Consider the following 20,956-nt stretch of genomic DNA (forward strand, 5'->3'; position numbering starts at 1 on the left):
GACGAGGTCCACCGAGATGAGCGCGAGCCGGGCCGCGTGCTTCGAGAGCGAAGATCCGGCATAATCGAACGAGTGTTCGACACGATGAGGAGGTGTCCGGGGCGGTGGCGCTGACCGACGACCGCAGTCCGATGTACGCGGAGTCCGACCCGGGTCCGAGCGACCCCGGCTCCGGCGGGTTCGACCGCCAGCCACCTCAGGACATCGCGGCCGAGCAGTCCGTGCTCGGCGGGATGCTGCTGTCCAAGGACGCGGTCGCCGACGTCATCGAAGCGCTCGGCCCCGACGACTTCTACAAGCCGGCCCACCAGGCGATCTACGACTGTGTCCTCGACCTCTACGGCCGCGGCGAGCCCGCCGACCCGATCACGGTGTCCGCGGAGCTGGAGCGGCGCGGGGAGCTGGGCCGCGTCGGCGGCGCGCCCTACCTGCACACGCTGATCGCGACGGTGCCGACCGCGGCGAACGCGGGCTACTACGCGGAAATCGTCGCGGAGAAGGCGGTGCTGCGCCGGCTCGTCGAGGCGGGCACCCGGATCGTGCAGTACGGCTACGGCGCGGCCGCGGCCGACGGCGCGAACATCGACGAGGTCGTCGACCGCGCGCAGGCCGCGATCTACGACGTCACCGAGCGGCGGACCAGCGAGGACTACGTCGCGCTGGAAGAGCTGCTGCAGCCGACGATGGACGAGATCGACGCGATCGCCTCGCGCGGCGGCCAGTCCCAGGGCATCCCGACCGGGTTCACCGACTTCGACGAGCTGACCAACGGCCTGCATCCGGGGCAGATGATCATCGTCGCGGCCCGTCCCGGTGTCGGCAAGTCGACGCTGGGGCTGGACTTCGCGCGCTCGGCGTCGATCCGGCACGGCCTGACCAGCGTCATCTTCTCCCTGGAAATGAGCCGCACCGAGATCGTCATGCGCATGCTGTCGGCCGAGGCGAAGATCCGCCTCGCCGACATGCGCGGCGGCAAGATGTCCGACGACGACTGGACACGGCTGGCCCGGCGGATGAGCGAGGTGTCCGAGGCGCCGCTGTTCGTCGACGACTCGCCGAACATGACGATGATGGAGATCCGCGCGAAGGCACGGCGGTTGAAGCAGCGGCACGACCTGAAGCTCGTCGTCCTCGACTACCTCCAGCTGATGACGTCCGGCAAGCGCGTCGAGTCGCGGCAGCAGGAAGTCTCGGAGTTCTCGCGGCAGATGAAGCTGCTGGCGAAGGAGATCGAGGTCCCGGTGATCGCGATCAGCCAGCTGAACCGTGGTCCGGAACAGCGCACCGACAAGCGCCCGATGCTGTCCGACCTGCGTGAGTCCGGCTCGCTGGAGCAGGACGCCGACCTCGTCATCCTGGTCAACCGCCCGGACGCCTGGGAGCGGGACGACCCGCGCGCGGGCGAAGCGGACCTGATCATCGCGAAGCACCGCGCTGGGCCGACGGCGACGATCACCGTCGCGCATCAGCTGCACTACAGCCGCTTCGTCGACCTGTCCCACGACTGACCGAGGGCGGTCAGCCGAGAGCACCGTACCCGCGGACGAACGCCGTGAGGAGCCTGCCGAAGGTGGCGCGGTCCTCGTCCGGCCAGTCCGCCATGACCTCGGCGAACACCGCGCGCCGGAAGGCGTGCATTTCGTCGAGGTGCGCCTGGCCGGCTTGAGTCGGCACGAGCACCGCACGCCGTCCGTCGCGCTGATCGGCCTCGCGGCGGAGCAGGCCCTGCTCGACCGCGCGCGCCACGAGCCGGCTGGCGCGCGGCTGGTCGACGCCCATCGCCGCGCTCAAGGCCGTCACCGTGCTGGGCTCGCCGCGGTCGGCGAGCTCTTCGACGACGTCGAGCAGCTCGTGCACCGGGTCGTGGGCGCCGCGGCCGCGTGCCTTGCCGATCCGGCTCAGCGCCCGCCGCTGCTGGCTGCGGCGGATCGCGATCATCGCGCGCTCGACGTCGGCCACCGCGTCCGTCATGGTTGCCCCACCTCCAAACTACATGTACTTTTACATGTAGTTGTCGTCGACATTCGGAGTCCTCATGAAACCCCTCGGCTGGTGGCTTCGCCACGTCCACGAGCTTCTCGAATCCTCCATGGCCCAGGCCCTCGAGGCAGAGTCGCTGACCCGCCGGCACTGGCAGGTACTCAACACGATCACCCTCGGCGTCCGCACGCCGGAGGAGATCGACGCGCAACTGGCACCGTTCGTCGCCACCGAGGGTTCGATGGCGGCCAAGGTGGCCGACCTGCGCGCCCGCGGCTGGGTCGCCGACGACGAACTCGCCCTGACCGAGGCGGGCCGCGAAGCCCACGCGCGCGTCGAGGAGCGCGTCAAGGCTTTCCGCGCGTCGGCGACGGACGGCATCAGCGACGACGACTACCGCACCACGCTGCGGACGCTGGAGCGGTGCGCCGCGAACCTCGAAGCCGGCTGAGGAATATCCCGGAGCACACCGGCGTCACTACTCTAGTAGTTGAACTTTCAACAGCTGGAGCCACGATGCCGCGCACCCCGGTCCTCTACCTCAGCCACGGCGCCCCGCCGCTCGCCGACGACGCCACGTGGACCCGTCAGCTCGCCGAGTGGTCCGCGGACCTGCCGAAGCCGAGCGCGATCCTGGTCGTGTCGGCGCACTGGGAGGAGGCGCCGCTGACCATCGGGGCGACGACGACCGTGCCGCTCGTGTACGACTTCTGGGGCTTCCCCGACCGCTACTACCAGGTGAAATACGCGTCGCCAGGGGCGCCGGAACTGGCGGCGAAGGTGCGGAAGCTGCTCCGCTCGACGACTGCGCCGATCCAAAGCACCCCGGTGCACGACGCGCCGGAGCGCGGCCTCGACCACGGCGCCTACGTGCCGCTGGTCGAGATGTACCCGGACGCCGACATCCCGGTGCTGCAGGTCTCGATGCCGTCGCTCGACCCGCGGGAGCTGTTCGACTTGGGCCGCAAGCTCGCGCCGTTGCGCGACGAAGGCGTGCTGATCATCGGCAGCGGCTTCTTCACGCACAACCTGAGCGGCATGGCCCGCGCCGCCGACGGGACGCCGCCCGCGTGGTCGGCCGAGTTCGACCACTGGGGCGACGAGGCCCTGCGCGGCGGCGACGTCGACACGCTGCTCGACTTCCGGCACAAGGCCCCGGCGGCGACGCTCGCACACCCGCGGATCGAGCACTTCGCACCGCTGTTCGTCTCCCTCGGCGCCGGCTCGGACGAAGGATCCGGCCGCACCGTGATCGACGGCTTCTGGCACGGGCTGGCGAAGCGGTCCCTCCAGTTCTCCTGATCTTCCCGAGAACTCTCCGGACGCGAACGAGCCCCAGGAGCCGGTGCCGGCTCCTGGGGCTCGTCGTCTCCGGGGAGGGAGAGAGTCAATCAGGCAGTACTACTTGCGCTTGACCAGACCCAGCAGCTTCGCGAGGAAGCCGGTCGAGTCGAGGGCCGACATCGCCGGAACCTGCGTGGCCGGGGCCGCGCCGTTCAGCACCGGCAGCTTGGCGTTCACCGGCAGGGCCGGGGCGGCCGGCAGGGCCGGGGCGGCCGGCAGAGCCGGGGCCGCCAGCAGAGCCGGGGCGGCCGGCAGCGCGGGCAGCGCGACGGGCAGGCCACCGGTCGGCAGGTCCGCACGCTCGGTGCGGTGCCCCGGCAGGGCACCCAGCGCCGACAGCCCGGTCACCGCGGGCAGCGCCGGCGCGGAGGGCAGGGTCGGCTTCGGCAGCGCCGAGGCGCTGGGCAGGCCGCCCAGGGCCGGCAGGTGCGCCAGCTGCGACAGCCCGGACAGCCCGGACAGCGGGCTGGTCACCGGCGGCACGTCGGCACGCTCGGCATCGATCGGAGCCGTGGTGGGCAGGGCGGTCGGCAGCGCGGGCAGGCCCTGGATGGGCAGCCCCGCCGTCGGCAGGCCGCCGGCGAGACCGGTCAGCGAGGGCAGCTCGTCGGCCGCCAGCTCCGAACCGCCGACCGGGAACGCGATGGCGTCCTCGGCCTCGTCGATGCTCGTCACGTCGGTCGCGTCCGCGATGGCGACCCCGAGCAGCTCGAGGGGCACCCCGTAGATCTGCACCGGCAGCGCGAGCGCGTGGTAGAAGTTGTGGCCCGACAGCCCGGAGCCGTCCCCCTCGGTGACGGACTCGCCACCGTTCTGCGTGGTCAGCGTGTTGTCGCCGGCGCCGTGCGCGACGCCGCCCACGGTCACCGCGTCGCCGAACAGCTGCGGGATCGCGGTCACCGGCAGGTCGAGGATGTTGCCGGAGATGGCACCCTCGACACCCGAGGTGCTGTCGTCGCCCGCGTTCTCCACGGACGTCGTGTTGATCCCGGTGCCCTTGGCGACACCCAGCGCGCTGACGGCGTCGCCGAAGACCTGCACCACCGGCAGCGCGTCCACGCCGACGATGTTGCCGGCCACGCTGCCGCCGTCACCGTTGGTGGTGGCGTCGCCGCCGGCCGCCGACGTGACGTCGTTGGTGCCCTGGCCGGTGCCCAGCGCCGCGCCGGCGATCCCGTCGCCGAAGATCGAGCCGGCGCCCGCGATCGGGGCCTTCACGATGTTGCCGGTGAGCGCACCGTCGTGGCCGTCGGTGACGGCGTTGCCGCCCGCCGTGGCGTCGGTGACGTTGTCGTTCTCACCGGTGCCGATGCCGCCGAGCGCGCCACCGACGCCCATCGCCTGCACGGGCAGCGCGACCGGGGCCGCGATGATGTTGCCCGCGCCGAAGCCGGCCGGGCCGTGCGCCGCGACGTCGCCGCCCGCGTTGGACGTCGTGTCGGTCGAGCCCTTGCCGTGGCCCTGGCCGATGACCGCGCCACCGATGTTGGCGACCTGCACCGGCACCGCCGCCGGCACGGTGCCCAGGTTGGAGCTCAGGAAACCGTAGTCGTCCTCGGTGCTGCCACCGCCACCACCGGAGACGCCCTTGACCTCGTCGGCCGAGCCGGAGCCCTGGCCGATGACCGAGCCGCCGATGCCGAAGACCTCGGCGGGGACGTCGAGCGGCACCTGGACGATGTTGCCCGAGCCGGCCGAGTCGTTGCCCTGCGTGCCGTCGTACGCCCCGGCGGTGACCGTCTTGTACTCGGTCGCCGTGCCGGAGGCGTTGCCGATGTGGCTGCCGCCGATGCCGAAGACCTCGGGCGCGCCCGCGGCCTGTGAGTTGACGATGTTGCCACCGAGGACGGACCCGTTGCCCTTGGTGTAGCTGCCGTTGCCCGCGTTGGCGTCGGTCGTGTTGTCGTGTACCGCGTTCGCCTGGCCGATGTAGGTGGCACCGACACCGAACACCTCGACCGGCAGCGCGATCGACGGGTTCAGGACGTTGCCCGACCCGCTCGAGTTGTCGCCGGCGGTCTTGACGAAGCCGCCCGAGTCGACAGCGCTGGCGGAGCTGCCGGATTCGGGGAGGCCCGCCGAGGCGTTGCCGATCCACGAGCCCGCGACACCCGCGACGTTCGCGATCGGGGACAGCGAGACCGCCCCGCCGTTGCCGGACAGGAACGAGTCGTTGCCGCTGGTCTCGAGGTAGGTCGGGATGCGGAGGCTGCCCTCGCGCGTGCCCCCGGCCGTGGCGTCGGCGGAGGTGGCGCAGCCGTCGGAGTTCGACAGCGAGCCCCACACCGCACCGGAGTTGCAGTTGAACTTGACCGGCAGGGCGATCGGCGCGCCGACCACGTTGCCCGATCCGGCGCTGTTGTCACCGGAGCTGAACAGCGAGCCGCCGGAGGTCGCGACCGTGTCGGCCGAGTAGCCGTGGCTCTGCCCGTTGCCGAGGATCCACGACGCGGCGTTGCCGGTCACCTGCACCGGGGTGGCGAACTGGCCCGCCACCACGTTGCCGGAGAGGGCCGATCCGTCGCCGTTGGTGTCGACGTTCCCGGTCTCGGTGGTGCTCTGGCTGGCCGACCCACCGGTCACGCGGCCGGTGCCGCCGGCGAGCCCGCCGCCGTTCCCGGCGATCTGGACGGGAAGCGCCCAGTCGAGGACGACAGCGTTGCCCGCGAGGCTGGAGCCTTCGCCCGTCGTCGCGACGTCCTGGTTGTGCTCCCAGGTCTGCGTGTGGTCCCCACCCTCGACGTTCGCGTCACCGATCACGCCGATCGCGTTGTCCACGATCTGGATCGGGACGACGACGTCGCCGGCGACCTTGTTGCCCTTGAGCAGGTTGCCGCTCGGGGAGAAGCCGCCAGCGCCGTCGACCTGGGTGGCACCGCCGAGGGTGCTCTGGCCGATCGGGCTGCCTTCGTCGAGCTGCTTGACAGCCTCGTTCGCGGCCTTGGTGACCGGCTTGGTGCTCAGCTCCGTCTGCCCGGCGGGCAGGTCCAGCTGGCCGAACGGGGTGCCGACCGCGTTGTTGGCTTCCTGGATGGGAGCCGTCACGTTGAGGTCGAGCGGGGACGCCGGGGCGTCGGGGTTGACGTTCTCGTCAGCCGAGGCGATGCCGGTGCCCAGCATCAGCAACCCACCCGTGACCAGCGCGGTCTGGAGGCCGCGCTTTGCCCACGTCTGCATGGGGTTTTTCTCCTTCATTTCGGGTCCCTTACGGGCTTATGGGGGGGTGCGCTCGTCGAATTCGAAACAGGGTCCGAGACGCACCGAGGGGGAAGGAACTTCATGCGGGCGCAAGAGAGCGCACCGCCGTCTCACGGGATACGCGGACGCGGAGCCGTCAAATGAAGACGGACTTGGGTGCGTCAGCGACCCGCGGTGGGAGGTGTTCAGTCAGGAGTGACGCCGGGCTGCGTGCCCGGGGTGCGCGGCGTGTGCCGCAGGCCGCCGCGGTAAGCGCCGGCGGCGGCGTCGCTGACGGCAGCGGAGACCCACGAGGGGACGCCGAAGTTCAGGCCGTCAAGGTGACCACCGGGGGCGGAGGAGCCACCCGGGGCCGTGGGAACAGCCGGCGCGACCGGAAGCTGCGCCGGAACCAGCGGCGACGGCAGGTCACGGTGCCCGTCGCGGGGCTGGCCCGCGGCACCGGTGCCGTCGTCGTGCTGGACACCCGTCGGCATCGCGAGCGCTGCTCGCGACGCGGCGGGGAGCTGGACGGTCGAGACGGCGACCGTGTCCGTGGTCTGGCCGGCGCCCGCGGTCACCGGCTCCTGCCGGACCGGGGCGAGCCCCGGAAGGTCGGGGAGCGGAACCAGGTCGCCGTGCTGGATCGGGTCGAGCAGCTGCCACACCTGGTGGCCGAAGTCCTTGGCCGGCTCGGGGGCGATGGTCTTCGCGATGATCTGGCGGGTGTCTTCCGACTTGCGCGCGATGTGCTCGAACGCGCCGAGGGTGCGCTCCGCCGGGCTGACGACGGCGGCGGTCAGGCCGCTCCACGTCGTGGCGGCACCCGACAAGCCGGCCACACCGTGGTGCACGTCGCCGAGGCCACCGGCGGGCGCCTCGCTCACCGGCAGGAGGGAAGAGGTACCCACCTCGACGGTGTCGGCGGACGCGGTGGCGGAGGAGACGAGCCACGCGGCGGCGGTGCCGGCCAGCGCGCCACCGAGGACGAGCAGCGCACGCGTCACGAGACGGCGGGAGCGCGTCGCGCCCTGCCCCTCGTTCGCCGCGGTGTTCGCCACTCGTTGTCTCCTCGTGCTTGTTCCGTGATCGATCCGGCCACTTGCCGGTGCGGAAGCGACCTAACCAAACCCGCGGCGCCCGGCGCATCCCTGACACGACTTGATGCCCCCATCGTGTGGCGAACACACCGTGTAGTCCAGCCTGACGATGAGTGATCATTCCTGGCAGCCACGTGTGTCGGACGCGGCTGCGGGAAAGCGGCCGAATCGGGCGGCCCAGCCGCTACGGTGATCCGGTGAGCCACGCGCGACGCGAAGACCCGTTCCTGCCGGAGCACGAGGACATCACCGGACTGATCCCCCGGGGCCTGCGCATCAGCGCGGCGCTCGCGTGGCGGGTGATCGTGGTGGCCGCCGTGCTGTACGGGCTGGGCCACGTGCTCGGCTACCTGTCCGTCGTCGTGATCCCGCTCGGGATCGCGCTGCTGCTGTCCGCGTTGCTCGCGCCCGCGGTGCAGAAGCTGGTGGCGCTGCGGTTCCCGCGCGGGCTGGCGACCGCGCTCGTGCTCATCGCCGGGCTCGCGGTGCTGGGCGGGCTGCTCACCTTCGTCGTCACGCAGTTCTCCAGCGGGTTGCCCCAGCTGCAGAAACAGCTGAACGACAGCCTCGACCAGATCAAGGACTGGCTGCTCAACGGGCCGCCGCACCTGCGCCAGGAGCAGATCCAGGACTTCATCAACCAGGCGATCGGGTTCATCCAGAACAACCAGGCGTCGATCACCACGACCGCGCTGACCACGGCGAGCACCGTCGGCGAGATCCTCACCGGGTTCCTGCTGACCCTGTTCATCACGATCTTCTTCCTCAGCGGCGGCGAGGGCATCTGGACGTTCCTGGTCCGCGGCGTGCCGGGGCGGGTCCGCAACCGGGTCGACGTCGCCGGGCGCCGCGGGTTCGCGTCGCTGGTCAGCTACGTGCGGGCGACGGCAGCGGTCGCCGTGGTCGACGCCGTCGGCATCGGCGTCGGGCTGTGGATCATGGGCGTGCCGCTGGTGATCCCCCTGGCGACGCTGGTGTTCATCGGCGCGTTCATCCCGATCATCGGCGCCGTCCTCACCGGCGGCGTCGCCGTGCTGATCGCCCTGGTGACGAACGGCTTCATCGGCGCGGTGATCGTGCTGGCCATCGTGATCGGCGTGATGCAGCTGGAGAGCCACGTCCTGCAGCCGCTGCTGCTGGGCCGCGCGGTGAAGCTGCACCCGCTCGCGGTGGTGCTCGCCATCACCGCCGGCCTGGTCGGCGCCGGGATCGCCGGCGCCCTGCTGGCCGTGCCGCTGCTGGCGGTGCTGAACGCCGGCGTCCGGTCGCTGCTGCACGAGACCGACCCGGACCCGGCCGAGGTGGACGTCCTCAAGGACCAGGCCGCGCAGCCGAACGACGCCGAGCCGGGCACCGGCCAGGCGGAGATCGCCACGCGCGGCGAAGACGAATGACCACCGCGCGGACGCCCGACCCGATCACGCCGATGTGGCGTGGCGTGCTCGCGTTCCGCGTGCTCACCTGGCTGTTCGCCTGCGCCACCGTGATCGTCCAGAACGGTCACTACCAGCGGGAATGGCTGGCGTGGACGGTCCTCGGCGTGATGGCCGCGTGGTCGGTCGTGAGCAGTTTCCTCTACCTCCGCGAGCGGACGCGGCCGCCGGCGCTGGTCGTCTTCGACCTGGTGCTGACGACGGCGTTGCTGCTGACTTCGCCGTGGGTGCTCAGCGACGCGCAGTTCGCGCTGAACGTCCCGCTCATCACCACGGTCTGGGCGGCCGTGCCGCCGGTCGCCGCCGGCGCGCGGTTCGGCGCGGCCGGCGGAGTGCTCGCCGGGCTGGTGGTCGGCGTGGCGACCGGGCTGGCGCGGGAGAAGTTCGACCTCGACGTCGCCCGCGACGGCGTCCTGCTCGCCGCCGCCGGGCTGCTGGTCGGCATGGCCGCGACCATGGGACGGCGGTCCGCGGCGCGGCTGGAGCAGGCGTTGCGGAAGGAAGCGGCGACGGCCGAGCGGGAGCGGCTGGCCCGGTCGATCCACGACAGCGTGCTGCAGGTGCTGGCGCGGGTCCGCAAGCGCGGCAACGAGGTCGGCGGCGAAGCGGCCGAGCTGGCCCGGCTGGCCGGCGAGCAGGAGATCGCGCTGCGGTCGCTGGTGACGACCGAGCCGCCGAAGCCGGACGACAGCGGCACGACGAGCCTGCGCGCCGCGTTGCAGCTGCTCGCGACGACGTCGGTGCAGGTCTCGACCCCGGCGGACGACGTCGGGCTGCCGGCGCACGTCACCGACGAACTGGTCGCCGTGACCCGCGAAGCGCTGGCGAACGTCGAAAAGCACGCAGGCCCCGAAGCGCACGCGTGGGTGCTCCTGGAGGACCTCGGCAACGAGGTCGTGGTCAGCGTCCGCGACGACGGCCCCGGCATCCCTGACGGCGTCCTCGAGCGAGCGGCCGCGGAAGGACACCTCGGCGTGGTGGAATCCATCCGGGGGAGGGTCCGCGACCTCGGCGGGAGCGCGACCCTCGACACCGGGCCCGGGCGGGGCACGGAGTGGGAGGTCAGGGTGCCGAGCACGAGGGGGGCGAGATGAGCGACGAACCGCTGATTTCCGTGATGGTGGTCGACGACCACCCGATCTGGCGCGACGGGGTGGCCCGTGACCTGACCGAGCACGGCTTCGACGTGCGGGCCACCGCGCCCGACGCCGACGCGGCGCTGCGGATCGCGCGCACCGTGCGGCCGGACGTCGTGCTGATGGACCTCAACCTCGGCAGCACCTCGGGCGTGGACGCCACCCGCGAGATCACCGCGGCGCTGCCGTCGACGAAGGTGCTGGTGCTGTCCGCGAGCGGCGAGCACAAGGACGTCCTGGAGGCCGTGAAGGCCGGCGCGTCCGGCTACCTCGTCAAGTCGGCGTCCGCGGCGGAACTCGTGGACGCCGTGCACCGGACCGCCGCCGGCGACCCGGTGTTCACCGCGGGACTGGCCGGGCTGGTGCTCGGCGAGTACCGGCGGATGGCCGACGCCCCCGCGGGAGGTGCCGAGCCGCCCCGGCTGACCGAGCGCGAAACCGACGTCCTGCGGCTGGTCGCGAAGGGGCTGACCGCGCGGCAGATCGCCGAGCGGCTCGTGCTGTCGCACCGCACGGTCGAGAACCACGTGCAGTCGACGCTGCGGAAACTGCAGCTGCACAACCGCGTCGAGCTGGCCAGGTACGCGATCGAACACGGCCTCGACGAGGAGTGACCCTCAGGGGAGGACCGCGATGCCGTTCCACTGACCGGTCGGCACCGCGGCCTTGCCCAGCCGCCAAGCCGGTTCGCCCGGGTGCCAGCCCGCGAGGACGCCGTCGGCGAGCACCAGGTCTCCGACGTCGGACCAGTCGAAACCCCCCGCGGACTTCAGGTGCTCGGTGATGAACGGCATCCCCGGCGCGTGTTCCCAGGTCTGCGTGTCCGGACGGAGCAACCAGATGTCCCGGGTCTGCTGCGGGCCGCGGTAGGACGGGTTGAAGAAGTCGACGGCGAAGATGCCGCCGTCGCGCGACGGAACGACGGCCGGTGGGCCGCCGGTCACCGGCCGGGTGAGTGGCTTGCGGCTGCCGTCGCGCAGGTCGAGCAGGCTGAGATCGGTGAAGCCGTCGAGCAGCAGCCAGTCGTCGGTGGCGCCGAGGATCCGCGGGTGCTGGCGGACGGTGCGACCGGTCTCCGGGTCGATCAGCGCGTCCGTCGACTCGGCGGCGCCGGCGTTGATGGTGATCAGCAGGCCCTGCCGGATTTCGGCACGGACGCTGGTGTGGCAGCTGGCGGACTGGCCACGGCCCAGCTCGGCACCGGCGAGCGAGACGTGCTGGAGGCGGCAGCTGTCCGGCGCGTCCTGCCGGATCAGCCACACGCTCTCGCCGTCGGCGGCGGGCGCCACCGACCAGCCGCGACCGAGGGAACGCGGCGGACTCGACGGGCCGGTGTACGCGAGGATTTCGGCCGGTTCCTCGTTTTCGGGGTCGCGGGAGTAGGCGGTGAAGACCGCGTGCGTGCCGACGCGCAGGACGGCCAGCCCCAGGCCGGGGTACCCGGGCGGCGTGGCCGCCGGTCCTCGGTCGGCGTCGAAGAGCGTGGGGCCGGTGGTGGGGAGCAGCGCCGTCACGCCGATGCCACCGGTCGTCTGGACACCCGTCAGACCTTCCAGCGGGGTCGGCGCGGTGGACGGCGTCGTGGTGGCCGACGGCGGCGGCGGGCCGGGATCTCCGCCGGTGCACCCGGACAGCAGCACGAGCGCCGCGCCGAGAACGGCGCCGCGGATTACGGGTCCGTTCAGGGTTTTCCCCCGATCTCCCTGGCGAAATACGGTTCTACCATCATGTCATGGGCGAGGAAGAGACCACGACGGCGGAACCGGTGACCGAAACCAAGCCGTTGAGCGAGCGCGATCTTCGCGTCTCCGACGACGAGCGCGAGCACGTCGTCGGCGTGCTCCAGAAGGCTATCGGTCGCGGCATGATCGACCTCGACGAGTTCACCGAGCGCACCGACCGCGCGCTCGCGTCGAAGACCCGAGGCGAGCTGAACGCCGTGCTGGCCGACCTCGCCGGTCTCTACCACCCGGCCGCGGCCCTCGCCGCTGCCCCGGCATACGCGCCTCCGGCGGGCTACGACGGCTTCGCGCCCGGACGGCGTGTCGAGCTCAACGCGAAGTACTCGTCGCTGCACCGCGGCGGGCCGTGGGTGGTGCCGCCGGAGATGGTCGTGCGCAACAAGTACGGCTCGACCAAGCTGGACTTCACCGAGGCCCAGGTGCAGTCGCCGGTGGTGCACATCGAGCTGGACGCCAAGTGGGGCTCGGTCGAGATCATCATCCCGGAGCACGCCGCGATCGACGTCAACGCGATCACCGACGTCAAGTTCGGCGCGATGGAGGACAAGACGCACAGCAACGGGCGGATGGGGAACCCGCGGTACGTGCTGAGCGGCCGGGTGCACGGCGGTTCGCTGGTCATCCGGCATCCCCGACGGGGGTTGTTCGGCTAGCCGGGGCCCCTCTGCCCCCGGCGTCAAGAAGGCCTCCCCACCCAGGCATCGGGTGGGGAGGCCTTCGCCGTCAGAGGTTCCGCCGGACCGACCAGACGAGCACGGCGAACGCGACGGCGGCGAGTCCGGCGACGACGTGCAGGCCGGCGGCGAAGCCGTGGGCGCGGACGACGGCGTTGCCCAGCGTGCCGACAGTCGCGAGGCCGAGCGCGTAGCCGAACTCGTTGACGGTCTGGGCCAGCGACGCGGCGGCGCCCGCCTTGCGCGGCGGGACCGAACCGATGACGAGGTCGGTGCCCAGCGCGACCATCGGGCCGACGCCCAGCGCCGTCACAGCGAACCCGAGCGCCGGCCACACCGGCCCGGCCGAGGGTTCGACGAAGGTGAGGACGACCATGCCGGCCGCGGCGAGGACGACACCGCCCGCGATCAGCGCACCCGGCCGGCAGTGGCGGGCGAGGACCGGCGCGGCGAGGAAGCTGACGGTCGAGGCGGCCATCCCCGGCAGCAGGCCGAGCGCGGCGCCGACCGGCGAGAGCTGCTGCGCGACCTGGAAGAACTGGGCGACGAACAGCATCGTCGTGCCGCCGAGCATGCTGAACAGGAGCATCCCGCCGAGCGTGGTGCGGAACGCCTTCGCGGCGAACAGGCTCAGGTCGACCAGCGGGTCGGCGAGGGCGCGCTGCCGCTTCACGAAGACGTACCCGACGGCAAGGCCGGTGACGAGCGCGGCGACCGGCACGAAGTGGACGCCGTCACGAGCGAGTTCCTTGACGCCGTAGACGGCGGGCAGGATCGCGGCGAGGGAGAGGGCGACGCTCGGCAGGTCGAGGCGGCCGGCGGTTTCGTCGCGGTGCTCGGGCAGCAGCTTCGGGCCGATGACCAGCAGCAGGACCATGGCCGGGACGCCGAGGAGGAAGACCGAACCCCACCAGAAGTGTTCGAGCATGAAGCCGCCCACCATCGGGCCGACGATCGCGCCGACGGTGAAGCAGCCGGCCCAGATCCCGATCGCTTCGGCGCGCTGCCGCGGGTTCTCGAACATGGTGCCGATCAGGGCGAGGGTGGACGGCGCCAGCGTCGCCCCGGCGATCCCGAGCGCGGCCCGCGCGGCGATCAGCATGACGGCGCTGGCGGAGAAGGCGGCGACGACGGAGGCGACCCCGAAGGCGGCGGCCCCGGCGAGCAGCAGCTTCCGCCGCCCGATCCGGTCGCCGAGGGTCCCCATGGTGACCATGAACCCGGCGACCATGAAGCCGTAGGTGTCCATGATCCACAGCTGCTGGGTGCCGTCGGCGTGCAGGCTGACGGCGAGCTTCGGGAGGGCGAGAACGAGGACGAAGACGTCCAGCGAGACGAGCAGGGTCGGCAGGGCCAGCACGGCCAGGCCGATCCACTCCCGACGCCCGGCCCTCGGCGCTTCGACCGGAGCCGACGCCGATGTCGGCGCCTGCGTCGGCGTCTCGGCGGTGATGGTGGCGGTCATGACGGCGTCCTCTCGACGGGGTTCGGTGCTCCTCACCTCTTCGTCGAGCGGCCACCGTCAGGATCGACAGCCGGTGCCGGAAATTTCGGGCGGAAAGCCGGGAAGGCCGCCCTGAGGGAATCTGAGCTCCTCAAGGCGGCCTTCACGGACCAACGACAGGTTGTCCACACCCCTCGTTCAATGTGGACAACTGCGCCCCTCCAGGCTCGCACAAGTCAGCACCGCCGGTGATCACCGATAGACTGAAAGTGGGGGGGCGCCCCCAGGAATCTGTCAGGCCGAGGCCAGCCGGGTCAGGGGCGGGCCGCCGCGCGGGCGGCCACCGGGTCCGACGTCGCCAAGGCCGCTTCCGCCAGTGCTTCGCACTCGGCGAGGGTGGCGGTGGCCAGGCTCGCGCCCACCGTGCGGACCGCCGGGGCGTTCATCGACAGGCTCGTCAGTCCCAAACCGGCGAGGACCAGGGCCAGCCGGGGGTCCGCGGCCGCCTCGCCGCAGACGCCGGCCGGCTTGCCGGTGGCCTTCGCCGCGTCGCCGATCAGCTTGAGCAGGCGCAGCAGCGCCGGCTGCCACGGGTCGTTGAGCTTCGCGACCGCGCCCAGCTGGCGGTCCGCCGCGAACGTGTACTGGGCCAGGTCGTTCGTGCCCACCGAGACGAAGTCGACGACGCCGAGGATCTCGCGGGCGCTCAGCGCCGCCGCCGGGATCTCGATCATCACGCCGGCCCTGGCGATGCCCGCCGCGCGGACGCGGTCGGCGAACCAGGCGGCCTCGTCGGCCGTCGCGACCATCGGGGCCATCACCGAAACCTCGGCGCCCGAATCCGCCGCCGCGCCGGCGATGGCCTCGAGCTGGCGGTCCAGCACCTCCGGGCGGTCGAACGCCACCCGCAGCCCGCGGACGCCGAGTGCCGGGTTCGGCTCCGTCTCCGGCGAAAGGAAGGCCAGCGGCTTGTCGGCGCCCGCGTCCAGGGTCCGCACGATCACCGGCTTGCCGCGGAACGGCGAAAGCACCGCGGTGTACGCCGCGCGCTGGTCGGCCACCGACGGTTCGGCCGGAGCGTCCAGGTAGCAGAACTCGGTGCGGAAGAGACCGACGCCCTCAGCGCCCGCGTCGGCCGCGGCCTGCGCGTCGGCCGGGGAGCCGACGTTGCCGTAGACCTTCACGCGGTGGCCGTCCGACGTCGCGCCGGTGCCGTTCCACTCGGCCCGCCGCGCGATCGTCGCCGTGACGACCGGAGCGGCCGGGTCGGCGATCTCGACGAGACCGGTGTCGCCGTCGACCGCAAGCGCTTGCGCGTCCAGCGCCAGCAGGCCGCGGACCGCGACGACGGCCGGGATGCCGAGCGCGCGGGCCAGGATCGCGGTGTGGCTGGTCGGACCGCCTTCTTCGGTGACCAGGGCGAGCACCTTGGCCGGGTCGAGCCCCGCGGTGTCGGCCGGCGCGAGGTCGCGGGCGACCAGCACGCTCGGCGACGTCAGCTCGGGCACCCCCGGCGGCGCGATGCCGAGCAGTTCGGCGATCAGCCGGTCGCGGACGTCGCGCACGTCGCGGACGCGCTCCGCCATGTACCCGCCCGCGGCGGCCAGCGCTTCGGCGAAGCCTTCGGCGGCCTGGTAGACGGCTCGCGCGGCGGGCAGGTTCTGCGTCTTCACCAGCTGTTCCGCCTGCGCCGCGAGGGCCGGGTCGGCCGCCATCGCCGCGGTGGTGATGAGGATCGTCGCCGCCTCTCCCGCGGCGGTCTCGGCCTGTTTCTCCAGGCGTCCGGCGACGATCGCGGCCGCGGGCGCGATCCGGGCGGCTTCGGCGGCGGGATCGGCGGGAGCCGGGGTGGCGGCGGGCTCGCCAAGCGGCTCCGCGACGCGGACGACAGGACCACTCGCGCGGCCGGGGCTGACGGCGACCCCGGACAATGACTCAGGCATGGTCTAGACCATAGCTCAGATAGGCCTGGATATCTCGTGGTGGCGGGCACAAACCACGTCGACGTACCTGCTCGAGCACCGGCCGGACCTCCTCGCGCCACCAGGCTTCGGCCAGTTCGTCCCGGCTGCGCACCGGCCGTCCGGCCAGCATACGGCGGAATCCCCAGGCCTCGGCGGAGTCGGCGAGCCGGAACCAGTCGGCCGGATCGTCGAGCCACAGACCGAGGCGGACGTCGTCCGGCAGCGGGACGCGCTCGAGGAACATCCGCTCGGCGGTCTTCGACGGCAGGTCGGCGAGGGTCAGGCAGCGCAGCGCGCAGGCCACCGTGCTGATCCACCGGACCCGCGCGCGGACGGTCCGGGCACCCCGGGCGCGTGCGATGGCGACGCGGTGGTGACCGTCCTCGACGAAGAACATTTCCGAGAGCCGCACGAGCCGCACCGGCGGGAGGTCCGCCGACGTCCGCGTGAGGTGCTCCCAGCGGTCGCGCAGCGCGCGGTTGCGTGGCCGGAACTCGCGGTCGAAGTCCCCGGCGCGGGCGACCGTGCCGACGACGCCCTCCAGCGGCACGTCGTGCACACCCTCGTCGACCTCGGTCTGCTTGCCGAGCGCCTGCAGGGTTTCGCCGAGCGGCATGATCGCGAGGTGGTCGGGCCGGCGCGCCTCCGCGAGCGCCCTCAGCTGAGCGGCGTAGCCGCGCCACCAGGCCGAACCGAACGAATCGCCCATGTGAGGGGCAACACGGGCTTCGGGATGATCATTCCCCCAGCTCGGCGGCGGTCGGGTAGGACGGCTGAGCTCCGTGCCGCGTCACGCTGAAGGCCGCGACGCGCACCGCGCGCTTCGCCGCGGAGACCAGGTCGGCGCCGTCGGCGAGCGACGCCGCGAGCGCGCCCGCGAAGGCGTCACCGGCCCCGGTGGTGTCCACGGCCTCGACCTTCGGCGACGCGACCTCGGTGACCTCGCCGGCCTCCACGACGACGGCACCGGCCGCGCCGAGCGTGACGACGGCGGCGCGCGGCCCGAGGTCGAGCAGGTTCCGGAAGTCCGCGCCGGGCCCGGTCAGCCAGGCGGCCTCGTGCTCGTTGACCAGCAGGACGTCGAGCTTGGCCAGCGTCTCCGGCGAAAGCTTCGCCGCCGGGGACAGGTTCAGCAGCACCTTGACGCTCTTTTCGGCGGCCCGCGCCACGGCGTGCTCGACGGTCGGCAGCGGCACCTCGAGCGAGACGACCATGACCTCCACCCCGTCGAAGACGGCGTCGACGTCGGCGGGCTCCAGACTCGAATTGGCGCCGGGGGAGACCAGGATCGAGTTCTCGCCGTCCGGGGTGACGGTGATGTAGGCAATGCCGGTCGGCCGGTCGCTGGTCCGCACGAGTCCGGTGTCGACGCCCGCGGCGCGGAGCGAATCGAGCAGCAGCCTGCCGTAGGGATCGTCGCCGACGGCGCCGAGCAGCGCGACGTCCGCCCCGAGCCGGCCCGCCGCGACCGCCGTGTTGGCTCCCTTGCCACCCGGCGAAAGCACGGTGTCGCCGCCCAGCACCGTCTCCCCACCCGCCGGCCGCCGATCCACCGCGACCACGAGGTCGGCATTGGCGGATCCCACAACGAGCACGTCAGAGTTCATCCCCGCACTGTGCCACGAAACCCGTTCGGACCAGGTCAGCACCGGCGCGGAAGAGGAAAGTGAAGGTTTTTGTAACTTATCCGGGGCGGAGTGCGACAATCAGGCGTGCAGCGGAACCCCGCCACTCGATCGGGGGATGTTTGTCCCTCGGCCGTCACTTCGCGGACCGGTCCCGCTCTCCAGGTGCGTCGTCGCGGCAACGCGGTGACGGTGCCCCCACCGGCGAAAGCCGGGCAGGGCATCATGTCGTCGGCGCCGATCACGTAGCCCCCCGAGTGATCGGCGTCGGCGGCGCCCCGCCCGAGGGTCAGCCAACCGTCTCCACCGCGGCCGCCTGTGTCACGCGTTCGGCCGCGGGCCGGGAGATCTTCTTGACCAAGAGCTCGTCACCGTCGCGGGAAATCGCGCGAAGGGTGACGTAGTGCCGGGTGGCGCTCTTCGTCGGTGGCTCGGTCGTCAGCCGCGCGAGGTCGGCTCGCCGCACCACGACCGGCGCGCCCTCCCGTGGTCGCCAGGTGATCACGGCGGCCGTCAGGACGAATTCTCCGAGGTCACCCCGATAACGCGTCCGGTAGAGCAGCACCCAGATGACCACGGCGACCGGCAGCGGAATCCCCGGCGGGATGTCGTAGAAGGCCGGCGCGGTGAAGTCGGCGACGACGGCCAGCCAGCCCGCCCACAGGAAGAACTTGCGGCCGGCGGACGCCTGATCGGCGCCGACGACCGATCGGGGCTCGGTGGCGCGCCAACGCCGGATCAGCGGCTTCACCGGATGCGGCAAGCCGAAGCCGCCGCGCCGGACGTTCTTCGAGGTCCAGCGCCTGAGCCCCGGCCGGTACCGCTCGATCGCCGCCGCGGCCTTCTCGGCCTCCTCCCGAGCCATGGCCGACGACAGGATGTAGCCGTCCTCGGATTCGTGCCGGAGACCCGGCGCCAGGTATCGGACAGCCGCCTCGTCCACCAGGGAAACGGCGAGGGCGACCCGGTCAGCGGGTTGGCCCTCGCGGAAGACGAAGCCACGCACCTCGGCCCACGGCAGGACCAGGGTGGTCTCGTCTTCGAGCGGCTGGCCGAACCCGTCGGGGCCGAACTCGACCCGGACCCGCACCAGCGCGCCGTGGCGACGGAGGTAACGCCCGAGGATCGGCCTTACGCAGAAGCACCCCACCGCCAGCAAGGCGAGCCCGGGCGTCACCACGTGGGCCACCGGATCGTCGCGGCGCAACCACAGCAGGAGACCGGCCGAAACCGTGAGCACGATCCCGATGAAGATCACGCACCCGGTCGCCAGCTTCAGGTCACCCGGCGGATTGTGGATCGGCAGCCGGACCTGGACCGCGGCCTGCTCCCGCCCGTTCGGAGTCGTCGACACCACAGCGGCTAGATCGACCCGGAAATGCGCTGGGCGCCCTGATGCCGGAAGACCGGTTCGGGCTGTTTCTCGTTGTAGTGGTTCTTGCGGTACTCCTTGTCGACCTCGTCGTAGGCGCCCGCGGTCTTCTTCCCGGCTTCTTTGCCCGCTTCTTCGCCGAGCGCCTTGGGCAGGTCCTTGAGCCCGTCCTTGAAGATGCCCGGGGCCGCGTGGGCGGCGTCCTTCAACGCTGCGAGCAGTTTCTGTCCGACGATCCGGAACAGCCCGCTCAGGTCGTCGAACTTCTTGACGCCCTTCGCGAAGGCGCGCATGAGTTTCCGCAGCCACTCCAGCATGCGCTCGCCGGTCGAGACGATCTCGACCGTGCCTTCACCGGCAAAGCCGGCGGGCGCCGCCGGGCCCGGGTAGCGCGCGAGGATGCTGATCAGCTTGCCGATGCACTCGGTGAGCAGATCCCGGAGCACGCTGCGCACGACGTTCAGGATGCTCTTGCAGACCTCGATGAGGACGGAAATGGCTTTCGCGCCACCGGCGACGCCGGAGTACATGTCGCCGAGCTCGGCGGCGAACGCGCGGTAGGCGTCCGCGCCTTCGCCCTTCCATTCGGCGCTGTCCGCCTTGACCGCCTCGGTGAGGTCCTTGGCCACACCGTCGATTTCGTCGCTGATGTTGGCCCAGGTCTCCTGCATGACTTCGAGCTGTTCCTGGTTGCCGGTCACCCAGTCGAGGGGTGCGCGCAGGAACTCGACGTGCTCGATCAGCCAGCCGAGGCCCATGCTGGCCAGGCCCGCGATGGGGTCCTGGAGGAACTCCGCCACCCCGGCGACGCCGAAGCCGAGGTTGAGCAGGCCCTCGGTCCAGTCGCCGTCGGCCGCCTTGGTCGCCGCGTCCCAGAAGTCCTGCGCCATGCCGGCGCCTTCGAGCGCCGAAGATCCTTCGTCGACCTTCTTCTTGGCCGCCGTCACCAGAGCGTTCTCAGTCAACGTGGAGCCCGTCCAGGCTCGCCTTGACGTCCTGCTCGCGCCAGTCGACGTGCTGCGACCAGGCGCGGACGCGGTCGATCTGCTCCTGGGCCACGTTCTTCGCGTGGCCGATGGAGTCGCTGCCCAACGTCTGCGCGACACCGCACAGCGCGCCGAGACCACCGGCCTGGCCGATGAGACCGAAAGCCATCGGGTCGACGACCTGGCCCGCCGCGTCCAGCGCCTTCGCGAACCGCTCGACGAGCGGCTCCAGCGTCTTCGCGTGGGACAGCAACTGCGCCGGTTCGATCCGGATGTCCGGCTGCGGGTTGTTCACGGCATTCCCTCCTCGTTCGCCTGGTCAGCGCAGGTAGTCGCCGTCGCTGAAGTAGTCGTCGTCGGCGCCGGCTTCCGGCGGGCGGCGCGGCGGCGCGGCGGGCGGCTTGGGCGCCGCCGGTTTCGGCGGAGGCGGGGGTTCCTCCTCCGTGAGGAAGCGGGACCCGTCGGTGGGTGCCGCGGGCCCGCCTTCGACGAAGCCCTGCGGCTCGGGCTCCGGGTACTCCCGTTGCAGCTGACCGACCAGCTCGGTCATGGTCTCGGTGCCGACGATCGACGGCATCCCGGTCTGCACCGCGCCGGCCAGCTTGCTCTGCGCGCGCCGGACGGTCCGCAGGATCTCGTCGGCGAGGTTCGGCTTCTCCCGGACCGAGTGCCCGATCTCCAGGTCGACGAGGTTGCCGAGGTGGTTGACCTTGACCGCGATCTGACCGTCCTGGCTGCGTTCGGACACGGAGACCGCCGCCATCTCCGCCTGCATGCGGTCGGCCTTCTGCCTGGCCTCGGCAATCTTGGCCTCGAAGCCGGCGAGCAGCTGCTCAGGGTTCGTCACGCGAACCTCCCCCGTTCACGTCAGTAGCCGTACGGCGACCGAGTGTGGCACACGGCACCGACAGTCGCGGCTGGTTCCGCTCGGTGTGACGAAGACCCTGCGGTCGAAGCGGCGTGACCAAACCTCAAGGCA

19 protein-coding genes are annotated in these 20,956 nt (G+C 71.9%); 7 read left to right on the top strand and 12 right to left on the bottom strand.

Going from position 1 to position 20,956, the window contains the following annotated elements:
* Nucleotides 1-104: 104 nt before the first annotated feature.
* Complete coding sequence (gene dnaB, locus AB0M82_RS17855; RefSeq protein WP_364722971.1) at nucleotides 105-1,508, top strand: replicative DNA helicase; 1,404 nt, start codon at nucleotides 105-107, stop codon at nucleotides 1,506-1,508.
* Between the two features lie 10 nt (nucleotides 1,509-1,518).
* Here dnaB and AB0M82_RS17860 read toward each other — a convergent pair whose 3' ends face one another.
* Nucleotides 1,519-1,971 carry a MarR family winged helix-turn-helix transcriptional regulator gene (locus AB0M82_RS17860; protein ID WP_364722740.1) on the bottom strand — a complete coding sequence of 151 codons (453 nt, stop codon included), beginning with the start codon at nucleotides 1,969-1,971 and terminating at the stop codon, nucleotides 1,519-1,521.
* 64 nt (nucleotides 1,972-2,035) lie between these two features.
* On the opposite strand from AB0M82_RS17860, the gene AB0M82_RS17865 reads away from it, so the two are divergent.
* Both AB0M82_RS17865 and AB0M82_RS17870 read left to right on the top strand, forming a co-directional pair.
* On the top strand, nucleotides 2,036-2,431 hold the full coding sequence (locus tag AB0M82_RS17865; RefSeq protein ID WP_364722742.1) for a MarR family winged helix-turn-helix transcriptional regulator: 396 nt from the start codon (nucleotides 2,036-2,038) through the stop codon (nucleotides 2,429-2,431).
* 65 nt (nucleotides 2,432-2,496) lie between these two features.
* Nucleotides 2,497-3,282 (top strand): class III extradiol ring-cleavage dioxygenase, encoded by a 786-nt coding sequence (locus tag AB0M82_RS17870; protein WP_364722743.1) that lies wholly within the window; start codon nucleotides 2,497-2,499, stop codon nucleotides 3,280-3,282.
* Between the two features lie 99 nt (nucleotides 3,283-3,381).
* Here AB0M82_RS17870 and AB0M82_RS17875 read toward each other — a convergent pair whose 3' ends face one another.
* Both AB0M82_RS17875 and AB0M82_RS17880 read right to left on the bottom strand, forming a co-directional pair.
* A complete protein-coding gene (locus AB0M82_RS17875; protein WP_364722745.1) occupies nucleotides 3,382-6,501 on the bottom strand; it encodes a PE-PGRS family protein in 3,120 nt (1,039 codons plus the stop codon).
* A gap of 206 nt (nucleotides 6,502-6,707) precedes the next feature.
* Entirely contained in the window at nucleotides 6,708-7,562 is an 855-nt protein-coding gene (locus AB0M82_RS17880) for a hypothetical protein (protein ID WP_364722747.1), read from the bottom strand.
* 236 nt (nucleotides 7,563-7,798) lie between these two features.
* Between AB0M82_RS17880 and AB0M82_RS17885 the strand changes: the two genes are divergently transcribed.
* Genes AB0M82_RS17885 through AB0M82_RS17895 form a run of 3 tightly spaced genes read left to right on the top strand, consistent with a single transcriptional unit; the run spans nucleotide 7,799 to nucleotide 10,784 of the window.
* Entirely contained in the window at nucleotides 7,799-8,995 is a 1,197-nt protein-coding gene (locus tag AB0M82_RS17885; RefSeq protein WP_364722749.1) for an AI-2E family transporter, read from the top strand.
* Nucleotides 8,992-10,128, top strand: a complete 1,137-nt coding sequence (locus AB0M82_RS17890; protein ID WP_364722751.1) for a DUF5931 domain-containing protein — start codon at nucleotides 8,992-8,994, stop codon at nucleotides 10,126-10,128. The genes AB0M82_RS17885 and AB0M82_RS17890 overlap by 4 nt, the downstream gene beginning before the upstream one ends.
* Nucleotides 10,125-10,784, top strand: a complete 660-nt coding sequence (locus tag AB0M82_RS17895) for a response regulator transcription factor (protein ID WP_364722753.1) — start codon at nucleotides 10,125-10,127, stop codon at nucleotides 10,782-10,784. Before AB0M82_RS17890 ends, AB0M82_RS17895 begins: the two co-directional genes overlap by 4 nt.
* A 3-nt stretch (nucleotides 10,785-10,787) precedes the next feature.
* Here AB0M82_RS17895 and AB0M82_RS17900 read toward each other — a convergent pair whose 3' ends face one another.
* A complete protein-coding gene (locus tag AB0M82_RS17900) occupies nucleotides 10,788-11,810 on the bottom strand; it encodes a hypothetical protein (protein WP_364722754.1) in 1,023 nt (340 codons plus the stop codon).
* A gap of 92 nt (nucleotides 11,811-11,902) precedes the next feature.
* On the opposite strand from AB0M82_RS17900, the gene AB0M82_RS17905 reads away from it, so the two are divergent.
* Nucleotides 11,903-12,565 (top strand): DUF1707 domain-containing protein, encoded by a 663-nt coding sequence (locus tag AB0M82_RS17905; RefSeq protein ID WP_364722756.1) that lies wholly within the window; start codon nucleotides 11,903-11,905, stop codon nucleotides 12,563-12,565.
* 70 nt (nucleotides 12,566-12,635) lie between these two features.
* On the opposite strand, the gene AB0M82_RS17910 is transcribed toward AB0M82_RS17905, so the two are convergent.
* From AB0M82_RS17910 to AB0M82_RS17945, 8 genes are all read right to left on the bottom strand, one after another.
* Complete coding sequence (locus tag AB0M82_RS17910; RefSeq protein ID WP_364722758.1) at nucleotides 12,636-14,051, bottom strand: MFS transporter; 1,416 nt, start codon at nucleotides 14,049-14,051, stop codon at nucleotides 12,636-12,638.
* A gap of 293 nt (nucleotides 14,052-14,344) precedes the next feature.
* Nucleotides 14,345-15,973, bottom strand: coding sequence for a phosphoenolpyruvate--protein phosphotransferase (gene ptsP / locus AB0M82_RS17915; protein WP_364722760.1), 1,629 nt, complete (start codon nucleotides 15,971-15,973; stop codon nucleotides 14,345-14,347).
* A complete protein-coding gene (locus AB0M82_RS17920) occupies nucleotides 15,966-16,703 on the bottom strand; it encodes a hypothetical protein (RefSeq protein ID WP_364722762.1) in 738 nt (245 codons plus the stop codon). Before AB0M82_RS17920 ends, ptsP begins: the two co-directional genes overlap by 8 nt.
* A gap of 28 nt (nucleotides 16,704-16,731) precedes the next feature.
* Entirely contained in the window at nucleotides 16,732-17,601 is an 870-nt protein-coding gene (locus tag AB0M82_RS17925) for a ribokinase (RefSeq protein ID WP_364722764.1), read from the bottom strand.
* 307 nt (nucleotides 17,602-17,908) lie between these two features.
* On the bottom strand, nucleotides 17,909-18,973 hold the full coding sequence (locus tag AB0M82_RS17930; RefSeq protein ID WP_364722766.1) for a hypothetical protein: 1,065 nt from the start codon (nucleotides 18,971-18,973) through the stop codon (nucleotides 17,909-17,911).
* A gap of 8 nt (nucleotides 18,974-18,981) precedes the next feature.
* Nucleotides 18,982-19,956, bottom strand: coding sequence for a hypothetical protein (locus tag AB0M82_RS17935; RefSeq protein ID WP_364722768.1), 975 nt, complete (start codon nucleotides 19,954-19,956; stop codon nucleotides 18,982-18,984).
* Nucleotides 19,949-20,272, bottom strand: coding sequence for a hypothetical protein (locus AB0M82_RS17940; protein ID WP_364722770.1), 324 nt, complete (start codon nucleotides 20,270-20,272; stop codon nucleotides 19,949-19,951). The genes AB0M82_RS17935 and AB0M82_RS17940 overlap by 8 nt, the downstream gene beginning before the upstream one ends.
* 24 nt (nucleotides 20,273-20,296) lie before the next feature.
* Complete coding sequence (locus AB0M82_RS17945; protein ID WP_364722772.1) at nucleotides 20,297-20,824, bottom strand: YbaB/EbfC family nucleoid-associated protein; 528 nt, start codon at nucleotides 20,822-20,824, stop codon at nucleotides 20,297-20,299.
* Nucleotides 20,825-20,956 lie beyond the last annotated feature (132 nt).

The sequence above is a fragment of the Amycolatopsis sp. NPDC051128 genome, from assembly GCF_040682715.1.
In the GTDB taxonomy this organism is placed as follows: domain Bacteria; phylum Actinomycetota; class Actinomycetes; order Mycobacteriales; family Pseudonocardiaceae; genus Amycolatopsis.

Coding starts and splice junctions, on each gene's coding strand:
- AB0M82_RS17860 (WP_364722740.1), bottom strand. CDS start 1,971: ATGACGGACGCGGTGGCCGACGTCGAGCGCGCGATGATCGCGATCCGC.
- AB0M82_RS17865 (WP_364722742.1), top strand. CDS start 2,036: ATGAAACCCCTCGGCTGGTGGCTTCGCCACGTCCACGAGCTTCTCGAA.
- AB0M82_RS17870 (WP_364722743.1), top strand. CDS start 2,497: ATGCCGCGCACCCCGGTCCTCTACCTCAGCCACGGCGCCCCGCCGCTC.
- AB0M82_RS17875 (WP_364722745.1), bottom strand. CDS start 6,501: ATGCAGACGTGGGCAAAGCGCGGCCTCCAGACCGCGCTGGTCACGGGT.
- AB0M82_RS17890 (WP_364722751.1), top strand. CDS start 8,992: ATGACCACCGCGCGGACGCCCGACCCGATCACGCCGATGTGGCGTGGC.
- AB0M82_RS17895 (WP_364722753.1), top strand. CDS start 10,125: ATGAGCGACGAACCGCTGATTTCCGTGATGGTGGTCGACGACCACCCG.
- AB0M82_RS17905 (WP_364722756.1), top strand. CDS start 11,903: ATGGGCGAGGAAGAGACCACGACGGCGGAACCGGTGACCGAAACCAAG.
- AB0M82_RS17910 (WP_364722758.1), bottom strand. CDS start 14,051: ATGACCGCCACCATCACCGCCGAGACGCCGACGCAGGCGCCGACATCG.
- ptsP (WP_364722760.1), bottom strand. CDS start 15,973: ATGCCTGAGTCATTGTCCGGGGTCGCCGTCAGCCCCGGCCGCGCGAGT.
- AB0M82_RS17920 (WP_364722762.1), bottom strand. CDS start 16,703: ATGGGCGATTCGTTCGGTTCGGCCTGGTGGCGCGGCTACGCCGCTCAG.
- AB0M82_RS17925 (WP_364722764.1), bottom strand. CDS start 17,601: ATGAACTCTGACGTGCTCGTTGTGGGATCCGCCAATGCCGACCTCGTG.